The following is a 13337-nucleotide window of genomic DNA, read 5'->3' on the forward strand; positions in this document are numbered from 1 at the left end:
GCTTAACGCGGGTTGGCTGATCGCCAGACGGCTGGCGGTATCGGTGAAATGTCGTAGCTGCGCCAGGGTCACAAAGTACTGAATTTGCTTGAGGGATAGCGCGGGTAACCGTCGCCATGGCTCGGACATAGCCTAACCTGCCAGGAAAAGAGGTAAACGTTTGCCACAGCATAAACGTTTCTTATCGCACAATAAATTAAATCATCTGTGCAAAGCTTACGCTCCCACCTACAGTAACCCCTTACTCTTATTCCGGGGATTATCATGACCACCTTTTCTGTCAGTAACAGTGAACGCCAACGTGCCGTACAGGCCGCGCTGGGCAATACGCCGTTTGATCTCTTGCTGACCAATGCCAACCTGATCGACATGGTCACGGGCGAAATCCGCCTGGTTGATATTGGCATTGTCGGCCCGCTGATCGCCAGCGTTCGCCCTTGTGGCGCCTTGCCAACGGCACATCGGACACAAGACCTGGCGGGAGCCTACCTCAGCCCAGGTCTGATCGATACCCATGTGCACGTTGAGAGCTCCCATCTGCTGCCAGAACGCTATGCCGAGATCGTCGTCGCACAGGGCACCACCACCATTTTCTGGGATCCTCATGAACTAGCGAACGTGCTTGGCGTTGCGGGAGTGCGCTACGCGGTAGATGCCAGCCGCAATCTGCCTCTAAGGGTGATCTGCGCTGCACCTTCCAGCGTGCCTTCGACCCCTGGGCTGGAAATGTCCGGTGCCGACTTTGGCGGTAATGAGATGGATACCATGCTAGCCTGGCCCGAAGTTGGCGGCGTGGCGGAAGTGATGGATATGCACGGCGTGCTGCACGGCAGCGAACGGATGCAGGAGATCCTCAACGCCGGGCTTAACAGCGGAAAATTGATTGAAGGTCATGCGCGCGGTTTGAGCGGCCCGCAGCTGCAAGCCTATCTTGCTGCAGGCGTAACCTCCGATCATGAGCTGACCTCTGCTGCCGATGCTCTGGAGAAACTACGCTCTGGGCTGACGCTGGAGATCCGGGGCTCTCATCCTTATCTGTTGCCTGAAATTGTTGCGGCATTAAAATCTCTGCCGCACTTCTCCTCCCAAATCACCCTCTGCACTGATGATGTGCCACCCGATATGCTGCTGGAGAAAGGCGGCGTTATCGCCCTGCTCAATCTGCTGATTGAACATGGATTACCGGCCACCGATGCACTACGGATGGCTACGCTCAATGCCGCCATACGCTTGCAACGTAACGATCTGGGCCTGATTGCCGCAGGAAGGATCGCCGATCTGGTCGTCTTTGATTCCCTGGAACACCTCCAGGCCCGGAGGGTTTACGTTGCTGGCCAGTGTCTGGCAGAGCAGGGAAAAATGCTGACTCCAGTACAAGCCACGCCAGGCGTATCCGCACCACGTGACACACTCCATCTTTCACCATTGGCCGCAGATGATTTCATCATGCGGGTTGCGGCCATCAGTCACGGCCAGGCCACGTTGCGCCATATCAAAGGGGCACGTTTCACCCAATGGAATGAAACTACGGTAGAAGTGCGCGACGGCAAGGTACAGCTCCCGCCGGGGTTCAGTCTGATTTGGGTACAGCATCGCCACGCCCGGCACCCAGCCAAGCCTCAGTTGGCATTGCTGGAAGGTTGGGGGGAACTACGGGGGGCAATTGCCACCAGCTACTCTCATGATTCGCATAACCTGGTGGTGCTGGGCCGCGATCCTCATGACATGGCGCTGGCCGCCAACGCGCTAATTGCCACCGGCGGCGGCATGGCTCTTAGCCAGAACGGTGAGATATTGGCGCAGGTGGACATGCCGATCGCCGGAATGCTTTCCGATCTCCCCGCCGCACAGCTGGCAGAGCAGTTTAAAAACCTGCGCGATCTGAGTGCCAAAGTTGCAGACTGGGACCCCCCCTACCGGGTGTTCAAGGCGATTGAGGGCACCTGCCTGGCATGCAATGCCGGGCCGCACCTGACGGATTTGGGCCTGACCGACGGCACAACGCGCCAGATCGTTGATCCGCTGGTTGCCTGCTGGGAAACCCAGGCATAAACATCATATAGGCAAGGCATCGGCGGCTTGTCGGTGCTTTTTTAGGAGGTGGGGAGTTAGAAATTGGTGGGGACCCTGCCAGCTACATCCCGGCACACACGTCACTCGCTACGGCTGCTTCCTTCCGGATCTGACCGAGTTCACCAGTTAGTGTTGCGGGAGAACCAACAGGGCCCCCATTGACGGCTTCTTGAATTGCGAAGCGGTGGGCATTATCGGTGATGGCCAAGCAAATAGCAAGCCAACCGGGAGCAACCGCTGTTTTCTTACCCATCTCGCCCGTCGCACCTGAGTTTAGATTGGTGACCGAGTAGCAATGTTGCTAAATTGTCAGGAGCAAATATTCGCCGCTCAACTCATCACGCAGGAAGAGAGTCATGCAACCAGAAGATGCTACCTTCAGCCAACGCGTATTCCATATCGTGGCCGCCATTCCTCCTGGCAAGGTCACTACCTACGGCGAAGTTGCGCGGCTGGCAGGCTCACCCCGTGCGGCACGTCAGGTTGGCGGCGTATTACGGCGTTTACCAGAGGGCAGCACCCTGCCCTGGCACCGGGTCATTAATCGGCACGGGCAGATCTCACAGCAGGGTGAAGATTTTCAGCGCCAACGACAGGCGTTACTGGCAGAAGGGATTATTTTTGGCCCGCAAAGCACGGTTGATTTTGAACGGTATGGTTGGCACTGGTAAAAAAACAGCCCTTGGCCAAAGGCACAAAGGCTGTCAGATGAAGGCATTGCTGCTTACGGAGCTGGGGTAGGTGCAACCTGAACCGGAACGTTTTGTACCGGTACCAACAGCAGATCGGCCTGAGTCCCGTTACGGTTGATCACTTCCTGAATGGTGTCGGTGATAAACATTAACTGGCCATTCACCGTAATCGCCGCGCTCAGGATGATACGCGCATTAGGCTGAATGTCCGCTGGATTGTACGGTAGCGTAAAGCGGAACGGGCTCTGCAAACCTTCAGTACGCATCGCCTGCTGTGAAATCACTCGTGAAGGGGCATCAGCAAGTGATGCATCGGACAGGGTCACTGTCAGTACCGCATCCGGTGGCAGCGCGATACGCTGGCGAATATTAACTGAGCCCTGCACCACCGGGCCTTGGATCTGCGTTTGCGAAGCCGCAGCGTTAGCCGTCTGCGTTGGCACATCCGCATTCTTGTGGGCACAGCCTGCCAGTGTGATCGTCAATGCGGCTGCTCCCCCTACCATTTGCCAGAGTTTCATGGGTCGGTCTCCTTTATTATTAGTCACATGTTGGTGGCTTAAACCACTACACTGATTAAACCTAGCACAAAATACTAACAACTGCCTATCGGACTAGGCCTAAATAGCCCTAAGGCCTCATGACGCAGCCCCTGACTGCGGTAGCTTCCCCCGCAGAAATAACGCAATATATTGACGTCCTGCCATCATATTCAGCACACTGCGCAACATGATGACTAAAAGGATCGCCACTTTATGAGCCAGGCACTGCACAACCTCCTCGAACTGCTGGATTTGGAAAAAATTGAAGAAGGTTTATTTCGTGGCCAAAGCGAAGATCTGGGGTTACGCCAGGTCTTTGGCGGTCAGGTGGTTGGCCAGGCGCTGTATGCCGCCAAGCAAACCGTTCCCGCGGAGCGTATCGTTCACTCCTTCCACAGCTATTTCCTGCGCCCTGGGGATAGCAGCAAACCGATAGTTTATGACGTAGAAACCCTGCGTGACGGCAATAGCTTCAGCGCGCGCCGCGTTAGCGCCATTCAAAATGGCAAACCCATTTTCTATATGACGGCCTCCTTCCAAAGCCCCGAGCAAGGTTTTGAACACCAAAACACCATGCCGGATGTCCCACCGCCGGAAGGATTGATGTCGGAGTCAGAAATAGCACAAAAGCTGTCGCATATGCTGCCTGAAAAAGTGCGCGACAAATTTATTGGCCCGAAGCCGATCGAAATGCGCCCGGTGAAATTCCACAACCCGTTGAAGGGCAGCGTGGAAGAGCCGTATCGCCACGTCTGGTTCCGTGCCAACGGCACCATGCCGGACGACCTGCGGATCCATCAGTATCTGCTTGGCTACGCCTCCGACTTCCACTTCCTGCTGACGGCGCTACAGCCACATGGTGTCGGTTTCCTAGAACCAGGCATGCAGGTGGCGACCATTGACCATTCCATGTGGTTCCACCGCCCGTTCCGCATGGACGACTGGCTACTGTATGCGGTAGAAAGCACCTCAGCCTCAGGTGCCCGTGGCTTTGTACGCGGCCAGTTCTACACCCGCGACGGTGTGCTGGTGGCGACGACGGTGCAAGAAGGCGTTATCCGCAAGCGCGATGTTTAAATGAAAAAGGGGCGATGTTTCCATCGCCCCTCAGAGTTTAATTCAACATATTTTACTGGTTATAAGCATTCTCGCCGTGGCTGTTCACATCCAGGCCTTCGCGTTCCTGCTCTTCCGGTACGCGCAGCCCCACCACGGCCCCGGCTACCTTGAAGGCGATAAACGCGGCCACGCTCGACCACACCAGCGTCACAATAACGCTCAGCAACTGGACCCACACCTGATGCCCCATGGTAACGCCAGCGGCGTAGCCCGTTCCGCCCAGTGATGAGGCGGTGAAGACGCCGGTCAACAGACAGCCAACGATACCGCACACCCCGTGCACACCAAACACATCGCAGGTGTCGTCCACTTTCAGCCATTTCTTCAGCGTTACCACACCCCACAAGCCAGCGACACCGCCTATCAGGCCAATAATCAGCGCACCACCTACCCCCACGGTACCCGCCGCTGGCGTAATCGCAACCAGACCCGCGATACAGCCCGAGCAGGCTCCCAGCAGAGAAGGTTTACCGCGTACGACCCACTCGGCGAAGGTCCAGGAGAGGATTGCACCGGCAGTGGCTATCACCGTGTTGAGGAACGCCAGCGCCGCAATACCGTTGGCCGCACTGGCCGAACCGGCGTTGAAGCCAAACCAACCGATATACAGGATCGAGGCACCGGTAAACACCATCGGCAGGTTGTGTGGCTTGAAGGCCTCTTTACCATAACCAGCACGTTTACCCAACAGGTAGGCCCCTACCAGACCAGCACTGGCGGCGTTGATATGCACCACGGTACCGCCCGCAAAGTCCAATGCGCCGTCGGTTGCCAGGAAACCGCCGCCCCAAACCATATGCGCAATCGGCAGGTAGGAAATCGTGAACCAGATGGCGGCAAAAATAACCACCGCAGAGAAGCGGATGCGTTCAGCAAAGCCACCCACCACCAACGCCACGGTAATACAGGCGAAAGAGCACTGGAACGCCACGTGGATCATCTGGCTAAAGGTGCCGGTCAGGCTATCGATCCCGATCCCTTTAAGCATCACGGTCTGGAAGCCACCGAAGAAGGCATTACCTTCGCTGAACGCCAGGCTGTAACCGTAAATAACCCACAGCACGCACACCAGGGCAAAGGTAACTGTCACCTGAGTCAACATGGAGAGGACGTTCTTCGAGCGCAGCAGGCCGCCGTAGAACAGCGCCACGCCCGGTAAGGTCATAAACAGCACCAGCGCGGTGCAAATCATCATAAAGGCGTTGTCCGCCTTGTCTGCCACCGCCGGAGCGGCCAGAGCCAAAGAAGGAACCAGGGTTACCAAACTCAGGCCCAACGTGGATAACAGTCTTTTCATTATCAATCCATCCCCATTCAGTTGACTGAGCCTGCGATCACAGAGCCGCTTCGTCGGTTTCGCCGGTACGAATTCGAATCACACGTTGCAATTCGGCAACGAAAATTTTGCCGTCACCGATCTTGCCGGTGTAGGCCGCCTTGCTAATCACATCAACCACTTCATCCAGCTGGTCATCGGCAATAGCGATATCAATTTTGACCTTAGGTAAGAAATTGACGCTGTACTCTGCCCCGCGATAGAGCTCGGCATGACCCTTCTGGCGGCCAAAGCCTTTGACTTCGGTTACGGTCAGCCCCTGAATACCTACAGAGGATAAGGCTTCACGCACGTCCTCTAACTTGAATGGTTTGATCACCACGGTAACCAGCTTCATATTGCCTCTCCACGATTAAGCCCAAAAACTTACCCCCGGTACGAGTCATATAAAGCAAAGGCTGTGCCACAAATTATTTTGCATTTAAATTCAATTGCTTATGTTATTTTACCCATGATCAGAGTCTAACTCTGGACGAAAGCAGAGATCGCCACCTGGAGATCGCGCACCTTTTTGGTGCATTACGCGTTGGGAAAGTGCAGTAGGAGGGAGTTGAAAAGTGCTATTGCCTGTTGGTGGTGCGGGCTCCTGGAGCGGAGCCCTTGCTTGAAGTTATGCGGGCTGAGTTTCGTCGCGAGCCGTGGCAGCCAACTCTTCGCCCACCAGTTGTAGCTGATACATCTGGTAGTAGCGGCCCTGCTGTGCCAACAGCTGCTGATGGTTGCCCTGCTCTACGGCATGACCGCGATGCAGTACCAGAATAGAGTCGGCATCCACAATGGTTGAAAGGCGATGGGCGATCACCACCAGCGTCGTCTGCTCGCGGATCAACCGTAAGGCACGCTGGATCGCCTGCTCGGTGCCAGAGTCGATGTTTGCGGTCGCTTCATCCAGGATCAGGATCTGCGGTGCCTGGACCAGCACGCGCGCCAAGGCCAACAACTGCTTCTGTCCTACGGACAGGTTATTCCCCTGCTCCCCCAGGCGTGTATGGATGCCCTGTGGGAAGCTACGTACCAGTTCCCCCAGTTGCACCGTTTCCAGCGCCTGCCAGACCGCTTCTTCACCGATAGAGCGACCAAGCGTGACGTTCGCCAGCACCGATTCCGCCATCACCACCGGATCTTGCTGCACCATAGCAATGCCTTGGCGCAGGGTACGATGTGAAAGACTGGACAACGGACGACCATCCAGACAAATTTCCCCTTCGCTCAGCGGGTAATAGCCCATCAACAGGTTAGCCAGGGTGCTCTTTCCGCTGCCGGTATGGCCCACCAGGGCAACAAAACCCCGTGACGGAACCTGCAACGAGATGTGCTGCAGCACTTTTTTGTCGCTGCGGTAGGCAAAGCTCAGGTCGCTGACATCGATACGGCCGCTCGCCAGCAGACGATCGTCACTGCCATAGCTCTGCTGGCTGCGATCCATCAGTTCGAAAATACGCTCACCTGCCACTACAGCCTGCTGCAATATCGATTGCTGGGCAGTCAGCTCAATCAACGGTTCGTTCAATCGGCCAAGATAGTTGATGAAGGCATACAGCACCCCCACACCAATCGCGCCTTCGCCGCTGAAGCCAAACAGCATCAACAGGCCGCATAGTACCAGGGCAGAGAACAGGCTAAGCAACGGCCGCAACAGGAAACCATCCAGCCGCAGCGTCTGCATCCGGGCGGTATAATGCGAACGGCTGGCCGCGCTCATGCGCTCACCAAAGCGGATCTGTTGGCGGAACTGCTGGATCACCCCCATGCCGCTGATCACTTCGTTGAAGCCGTCGTTGATATCCGCCAGGTAGCTACGCATCCGCCGCACGATCGGCGTGCTGTAGTATTGATAGATCCCCATCACCACCAGCACCGCCGGAAAGATGCAGATCGCCACCAGCGCCATACGCCAGTCCAGGCTGAACATCGCTACCAGCATCGCCCCGATCAGTGCCGCACTTTTCAGTACCGTGGACACCACCATCACATAGAGATCTTTGATCACTTCGGTATCGTTGGTCACCCGCGAGATCAATTGCCCGACAGGCTGGGTATCAAAGGCGCTCAGCGGTTGGCGCAGGGCCGCGTCCATCACGTCGGTGCGCAACCGCTGTACCACCCCGACCGCCACCCGATTAAACAGAATGGCCTGGAAATAGTGCAACGCCGCAGCGAGCAGTTCCAGCAGGATATAAGCCACAGCCAGGGAGCTGACAATCACCAGCGGCAACTGCCCTTTGGCTACGTAGTTATCAATAAAGTAGCCGATCAGAATTGGCCCGGCGACTTCCGCCGCCGCCGCTACCCACAACATCAATACCGCCAATCCCAAGGGTTGACGATATGGCGAACCATAGGCCAGCAAACGTTTCAGCGTTGGCCACATGTTTTGTATTTTACTCATCGGCCAAAGCCTCCTCGGTGCTATCAGGAGCCTCATCCAACGCCGCTTCCAGTTGCTGATAACGATACATGTCGCGATACCAACCAGGCTCGGTAGCCAATTGCCCATGCTGACCGCGCTGTACCACCGAGCCGTGTTGCATCACCAGGATTTCGCTGGCTTCCGTCAAGGCCGAAAGGCGGTGTGCACTGATGATCACCGTGCGGTTTTGCCCCCAACTGCGCAGGTTATGCAGGATCTGGTGTTCGGTGCGCCCATCCACCGCCGAGAGAGCATCGTCGAGGATCAGAATTTCCGCTTCCAGCAGTAGCGCCCGCGCGATGGAAATACGCTGTTTCTGGCCACCAGAAAGCATCACGCCGCGTTCACCCACCTCGGTCTCGTAACCTTGAGGCAAACGCAAAATATCTTCATGTACGCTGGCCAGGCGCGCTGCCTGTTCAATCTGTTCCTGAGTGGCCGCCGGGTTGCCCAAGGCAATATTATTGGCCACGCTATCGGAGAACAGGAACGGCGTCTGGCTAACGACCGACAAGCGTGAACGCCACTCATCGAGCTTGATCTGGGTAAGTGGCAAGCCGTGATAGCTGATATGGCCGTCATCAATATCGAATTGGCGCTGGATCAACGAAAGCAGCGTCGACTTGCCCGAGCCGGTAGGCCCACACAACCCCAACATTTGCCCCGGTTGCAGCTGTAGCGCCACGTCATGCAGCGCTGGTTTGTTGGTTTGCGGATAATGGAAGGCGTTGATTTCGACACTCAGGTTGCCGCGCCCGGCGGGCAAATCGAGCTCACCATCCTTCACGGCCGGCGCCTCTTCCAGCAGGCTGCGGATACGGCTATAGGCGGCACTGCCGCGCTCGACGATGTTGAACATCCAGGCCAGTGCCAGCATCGGCCAAATCATCAGGCCAAGGTACATGACAAAACTGGTCAGTTGGCCCAGCGTGAGAGAACCGTTAACCACCATCCAGCTACCGCCGCCGATCGCCAGCAGGTTGGCCGCACCGATAGCGATGTAAATCGTCGGATCAAAGCGCGCATCAACTCGCGCCACGTGCATATTCTTCGCGCCGGTTTGCGCTGCCACTTCGGCAAACTGGTTGGACTGATGATCCTCCAGGCCAAAAGCCTTGATCATACGAATGCTGGTCATGCTCTCCTGTGCCTGATCGTTAAGGCTGGAAAACGCGGCCTGCGCCGACTTGAAACGTTGGTGCAGTTGATCGCCATAGTATTTGATGACGATCGCCATGATCGGCATCGGGATCAGGGAAAGCAGGGTCAATTGCCAGCTGATCTGGGTGCTCATCACGATCAGCACCGCCAGCCCCATGACCAGAGAGTCCACCAGCGTCAGCACGCCTTCACCGGCGGCAAACACCACGCGGTCGACGTCATTGGTCGCTCTGGCCATCAAATCGCCGGTACGGTGGCGCAGATAGAAGGCCGGGTTCTGACGGCTGAGTTGGCGATAGAAGTTTTCCCGCAGTTCGACGGCCAGCTGGTAGGAAGCCCCAAACAACAGCACTCGCCACACGTAGCGCAACAGATAAACCACAATGGCGGTACCAATCATCAACCCCAGCCAGGCCATCAGTACCTTGTTGGACATCTGATCCTTGGTGACGCCATCAACAATGATACCAACCAGCTTAGGCGGCAGTAGTTGCAATATGGCAATGGCAATCAGTAGCACCACGGCCCCGAGGTAGCGGCGCCACTCGCGGCGGAAATACCAGCCGATTTGAGCAAAGAGTCTCACGCAGTTTTATTCCAGACAATATCCGACAAATTACCGGCTGCAGCCCTGCAACCTTAACATTCAACAGTAGAGTGACGATTTCACTCTGGCACGGGTAGCGCCGTGGTGTATTTGATTTTTTCCATCGCGAAGCTGGAAGTGACATCAATCAGCCCCGGCACGCCGGTCACCAGGCGTTTATAGAAATTGTCATAGCTTTTCATGTCCGCCACCTCGACCTGCATCAGGTAATCATACTCCCCCGCCATACGGTAAAACGCCAATACTTCCGGCATCTGCGCGGTGAGATCGACAAATTTCTGATACCACTCGCTGCTGTGCTGCTGGGTTTTTATCAGCACAAACGCCGTCAGGCCAAGCCCGAGCTTTTCATTATCCAGCAGCGCGACGCGTGCGCGAATATAACCTTCATCTTCCAGCCTTTTTAGCCGTTTCCAGCAGGGCGTTGAGGTCAGATTCACCGCTTCGGCCAGCACTTGCAGCGATTGCGTACAGTCCTGTTGCAGCATGCACAGCAGTTTTCGGTCAGTTTTATCCAACATAAGGTAATTTCATAGAAAATATTTCTCCCATTAGGCGATTAAACAGGAAAAATGGCAATCCTTTTTTCTCGCTGAACCGCTATGCTACTGCATAAATTAAGACCCTATTTTGAGGCCAGATCATGACAAACGCTTGGGTAAAATATGCTATTGGTGAAATAGAAGCGGATTTCCAACGCTCCGCCGATACGCACTTGATCCGCTTGAACCTGCCGGAATTTCCCGGCATCTATCTTTACCTGAAAGATGAAAGCACCCACCCCACCGGCAGTCTGAAACACCGCCTGGCGCGTTCGCTGTTCCTTTATGGGCTCTGTAACGGTTGGATCAACCAGAACACGCCGATTATTGAAGCCTCTTCGGGCAGCACGGCGGTATCGGAAGCCTATTTTGCCCGCCTGCTCGGCCTGCCGTTTATCGCGGTGATGCCTTCCTGCACGGCTAAACGTAAGGTGGAGCAAATCGCCTTTTACGGTGGCCGCAGCCATTTTGTCGATCATGCCGCCCAGATTTATGCGGTGTCAGAGGAGTTGGCCAAAGAGCTGAACGGCCATTATATGGATCAGTTCACCTTTGCCGAACGCGCCACCGACTGGCGTGGTAACAACAACATCGCCGACAGCATTTTCCGCCAGATGGAGCGCGAACCACACCCGGTTCCGAAACACATCGTGATGAGTGCCGGTACTGGTGGCACCTCGGCGACGCTGGGGCGCTATATTCGCTATCAAGGTCATGATACGCAGCTCACCGTGGTCGATCCGGAAAACTCGGTGTTCTACGACTGCTTCCATCATGGCGATCGCACCATCATCGGCAGCTGTGGCAGCCGCATCGAAGGGATTGGCCGCCCACGCGCCGAACCGTCGTTTATCCCTTCGGTGATCGACAACATGTTGCGCGTGCCAGATGCCGCCAGTATCGCCACCATTTATTGGCTGGAAAATATTCTTGGCCGTAAGGTAGGCGCCTCTACCGGGACCAACGTATGGGGAGCACTGCAACTGGCCAAGCAGATGCGGGATAAAGGCGAGCAAGGTGCCATCGTCACCCTGCTATGCGACAGCGGCGAGCGCTATCTGGATACCTATTACAATAGTGACTGGGTCAGCAACCATATCGGCGATTTGACACCATATAGCGCTCAGTTGGCTAACTTGTCAGGTAAATAACTTATTAGGTTGCCAACTCATTAAGGCGAAGTTCAGGGGATAAAAAAAGCCGGGTAGTCATACCCGGCCGGCTGTAATGCTAATACCTCAGAATTCGGGGGAATAGGTGAGGTGTGGTGAACGCAGCCAATGTTGTAAATAGTGAGCCACCGCCTGCTGTTCGCAGTGGCCAATAACCTGTAGTTGGGGCAGTAACGATTTCAACTGTGGCAGGGCATTGCCCATTACCACGCCGTGCCCTACTCCCGCGAGCATTTCCTTATCATTCATCGCATCGCCAAAGGCCATACAATCAGCCAACGTCAGCCCCAGATGGCGGCTCAGCCTATCCAATGCTGCCCCCTTGTTGCAGCCCGTTGGCAGCACTTCGAGGCAATCATAGGCCGAGAAGCACAGATCGGCACGGGTGCCGAAATGCTCACTCAACTGTGCCTGTAGTTTGACCAGTTCTTCATGGGGGGCACAGAAACAGACCTTGCTGTTGCCAAGCGCAGGCAGACGGCGCAAATCGGCGAGTTGGAAATGAAAGCCGCTGAGATGATGTGCAGCCAGCATTTCCGGCACCGCAGTTTCGGTCAACCAACCTTCATCACGAAACACGTGCATGCTGGCAGAGGTACGCCAGTGGGTGTGCAACACCTCTTCGGCAATCTCCGCCGGTAAGTCGGTAGCATGCAGTTGCTGCCCTTGCTGGTCATAGACGCGAGTGCCATTACCGGTGATCAGATAACCTTGTAGACCCAGTTGCGCCATGATCGGCTGAGCATCAAGGTAATGCCGCCCAGTGGCAAAGGTCACCACCATCTCCCTGTCGATAAGCTGCCTTAACGCACTCAGCGTTTCCGGCCCGATACGGTGATCGGGGGTCAGCAGGGTGCCGTCCATATCGAAAGCGGCCAGGCGATACATAGGAACCTCGTAAATGTGAGCACAATGGCAATCACCGCAGTATGGGGTGGTATTTGCGGAAGTAATAGTGAACAATTTGTATAAATGCTTCCTGATTTATCTTTCATCGCTTGCAACATCTAGGATACCGCTATGCGCCTGGTTCATCGCCTCGGCCAGTATCAACGTTTGTACCACCAGCTAGGCAGCACGCCGGTGGCGATCACGATCGGTGAATTAGCTGCGATCTTCTATTGCAGCGAGCGGCATGCACGCACTCTGGTACAGCAGTTGCAGCAACAAGGTTGGCTAAGTTGGCAATCACAGGCTGGGAGGGGGAAACGCGCGCAGCTGCAGTGCCTGAAAACCCCCGATGAACTGCGGACTGCGCATCTCCAACGTTTACTGCAACTGGGCGATCATCAGGGAGCCTTGGAAATGGCGCAGCTGGCGCCACAGCATCTGCAAGAGTTGCTGAGCCCTCACCTCGGCGGCCAATGGCAGGAAGGCAGCCCTACGCTGCGTATCCCTTATTACCGCACGTTGGAAAAGCTCGATCCGTTGACGCTAAGCGGCCGTGCGGAACAGCATCTGGTCGCAACCGTTTATGCCGGTTTGACGCGTTTCAACACCGGTTGCCCCGAGCCGCAGCCCGATCTGGCCCATCACTGGCAGATTAGCGAAGACGGCCTGCGTTGGCAGTTCTTTCTACGCAGTCAACTGCGCTGGCATAACGGCGAGGCCTTGACCGGCCAACAGCTATTGCAAACCCTCAACGCCCTGCAACACCATCCGCGAAGTCAGCCATTATTGAGC

At 55.9% G+C, this 13337-nt stretch carries 13 protein-coding genes and 1 other RNA gene; 5 read left to right on the forward strand and 9 right to left on the reverse strand.

Annotation, left to right across the window (positions count from 1 at the left end; translation table 11 throughout):
- Positions 1 to 129: LysR family transcriptional regulator (locus JHD74_RS24105; RefSeq protein WP_199063686.1), on the reverse strand; the 129-nt coding region annotated here is incomplete at its 3' end.
- A gap of 135 nt (positions 130 to 264) precedes the next feature.
- Here JHD74_RS24105 and JHD74_RS24110 point away from each other — a divergent pair.
- Positions 265 to 2052 carry an adenine deaminase gene (locus tag JHD74_RS24110; protein WP_199063687.1) on the forward strand — a complete coding sequence of 596 codons (1788 nt, stop codon included), beginning with the start codon at positions 265 to 267 and terminating at the stop codon, positions 2050 to 2052.
- Positions 2053 to 2125: 73 nt separating this feature from the next.
- On the opposite strand, the gene ffs is transcribed toward JHD74_RS24110, so the two are convergent.
- Positions 2126 to 2222, reverse strand: an RNA gene (gene ffs, locus JHD74_RS24115) — signal recognition particle sRNA small type.
- 207 nt (positions 2223 to 2429) lie between these two features.
- On the opposite strand from ffs, the gene JHD74_RS24120 reads away from it, so the two are divergent.
- Entirely contained in the window at positions 2430 to 2744 is a 315-nt protein-coding gene (locus tag JHD74_RS24120; RefSeq protein ID WP_024528390.1) for an MGMT family protein, read from the forward strand.
- A 53-nt stretch (positions 2745 to 2797) separates the two neighbouring features.
- Here the strand turns inward: JHD74_RS24120 and JHD74_RS24125 are convergent, their stop codons facing one another.
- Positions 2798 to 3286 (reverse strand): YbaY family lipoprotein, encoded by a 489-nt coding sequence (locus JHD74_RS24125; RefSeq protein WP_024484390.1) that lies wholly within the window; start codon positions 3284 to 3286, stop codon positions 2798 to 2800.
- A 234-nt stretch (positions 3287 to 3520) separates the two neighbouring features.
- On the opposite strand from JHD74_RS24125, the gene tesB reads away from it, so the two are divergent.
- Positions 3521 to 4384 carry an acyl-CoA thioesterase II gene (gene tesB / locus JHD74_RS24130; protein ID WP_024484389.1) on the forward strand — a complete coding sequence of 288 codons (864 nt, stop codon included), beginning with the start codon at positions 3521 to 3523 and terminating at the stop codon, positions 4382 to 4384.
- A 52-nt stretch (positions 4385 to 4436) separates the two neighbouring features.
- Here the strand turns inward: tesB and amtB are convergent, their stop codons facing one another.
- The 5 genes from amtB to JHD74_RS24155 form a co-directional block, all read right to left on the reverse strand.
- Positions 4437 to 5723, reverse strand: a complete 1287-nt coding sequence (amtB, locus tag JHD74_RS24135) for an ammonium transporter AmtB (protein WP_029711052.1) — start codon at positions 5721 to 5723, stop codon at positions 4437 to 4439.
- A gap of 37 nt (positions 5724 to 5760) precedes the next feature.
- A complete protein-coding gene (glnK, locus tag JHD74_RS24140) occupies positions 5761 to 6099 on the reverse strand; it encodes a P-II family nitrogen regulator (RefSeq protein ID WP_004949337.1) in 339 nt (112 codons plus the stop codon).
- A gap of 273 nt (positions 6100 to 6372) precedes the next feature.
- Positions 6373 to 8151 (reverse strand): SmdB family multidrug efflux ABC transporter permease/ATP-binding protein, encoded by a 1779-nt coding sequence (locus JHD74_RS24145; RefSeq protein ID WP_199063688.1) that lies wholly within the window; start codon positions 8149 to 8151, stop codon positions 6373 to 6375.
- Positions 8144 to 9919, reverse strand: coding sequence for a SmdA family multidrug ABC transporter permease/ATP-binding protein (locus JHD74_RS24150; protein ID WP_024528387.1), 1776 nt, complete (start codon positions 9917 to 9919; stop codon positions 8144 to 8146). The genes JHD74_RS24145 and JHD74_RS24150 overlap by 8 nt, the downstream gene beginning before the upstream one ends.
- Positions 9920 to 9999: 80 nt before the next feature.
- On the reverse strand, positions 10000 to 10461 hold the full coding sequence (locus tag JHD74_RS24155; protein WP_021180156.1) for an Lrp/AsnC family transcriptional regulator: 462 nt from the start codon (positions 10459 to 10461) through the stop codon (positions 10000 to 10002).
- Positions 10462 to 10583: 122 nt separating this feature from the next.
- On the opposite strand from JHD74_RS24155, the gene JHD74_RS24160 reads away from it, so the two are divergent.
- Positions 10584 to 11633: a PLP-dependent cysteine synthase family protein gene (locus tag JHD74_RS24160; protein ID WP_024528386.1), complete on the forward strand. Its 1050-nt coding sequence runs from the start codon at positions 10584 to 10586 to the stop codon at positions 11631 to 11633.
- An 87-nt stretch (positions 11634 to 11720) separates the two neighbouring features.
- On the opposite strand, the gene cof is transcribed toward JHD74_RS24160, so the two are convergent.
- Positions 11721 to 12542 (reverse strand): HMP-PP phosphatase, encoded by an 822-nt coding sequence (gene cof, locus JHD74_RS24165; RefSeq protein ID WP_199063689.1) that lies wholly within the window; start codon positions 12540 to 12542, stop codon positions 11721 to 11723.
- A 132-nt stretch (positions 12543 to 12674) separates the two neighbouring features.
- Between cof and JHD74_RS24170 the strand changes: the two genes are divergently transcribed.
- A partial coding sequence (locus JHD74_RS24170; RefSeq protein ID WP_199063690.1) for an SgrR family transcriptional regulator occupies positions 12675 to 13337 on the forward strand: 663 nt, incomplete at its 3' end.

This window comes from Serratia sp. ASV30 (genome assembly GCF_016428815.1).
Classification (GTDB): Bacteria; Pseudomonadota; Gammaproteobacteria; order Enterobacterales; family Enterobacteriaceae; genus Chania; species Chania fonticola_C.

What these genes read in the sequence shown, in the direction of transcription:
- cof (WP_199063689.1), bottom strand. Translation starts at nt 12,542, where the DNA reads ATGTATCGCCTGGCCGCTTTCGATATGGACGGCACCCTGCTGACCCCC.
- JHD74_RS24125 (WP_024484390.1), bottom strand. Translation starts at nt 3,286, where the DNA reads ATGAAACTCTGGCAAATGGTAGGGGGAGCAGCCGCATTGACGATCACA.
- amtB (WP_029711052.1), bottom strand. Translation starts at nt 5,723, where the DNA reads ATGAAAAGACTGTTATCCACGTTGGGCCTGAGTTTGGTAACCCTGGTT.
- JHD74_RS24120 (WP_024528390.1), top strand. Translation starts at nt 2,430, where the DNA reads ATGCAACCAGAAGATGCTACCTTCAGCCAACGCGTATTCCATATCGTG.
- tesB (WP_024484389.1), top strand. Translation starts at nt 3,521, where the DNA reads ATGAGCCAGGCACTGCACAACCTCCTCGAACTGCTGGATTTGGAAAAA.
- JHD74_RS24145 (WP_199063688.1), bottom strand. Translation starts at nt 8,151, where the DNA reads ATGAGTAAAATACAAAACATGTGGCCAACGCTGAAACGTTTGCTGGCC.
- glnK (WP_004949337.1), bottom strand. Translation starts at nt 6,099, where the DNA reads ATGAAGCTGGTTACCGTGGTGATCAAACCATTCAAGTTAGAGGACGTG.
- JHD74_RS24160 (WP_024528386.1), top strand. Translation starts at nt 10,584, where the DNA reads ATGACAAACGCTTGGGTAAAATATGCTATTGGTGAAATAGAAGCGGAT.
- JHD74_RS24110 (WP_199063687.1), top strand. Translation starts at nt 265, where the DNA reads ATGACCACCTTTTCTGTCAGTAACAGTGAACGCCAACGTGCCGTACAG.
- JHD74_RS24155 (WP_021180156.1), bottom strand. Translation starts at nt 10,461, where the DNA reads ATGTTGGATAAAACTGACCGAAAACTGCTGTGCATGCTGCAACAGGAC.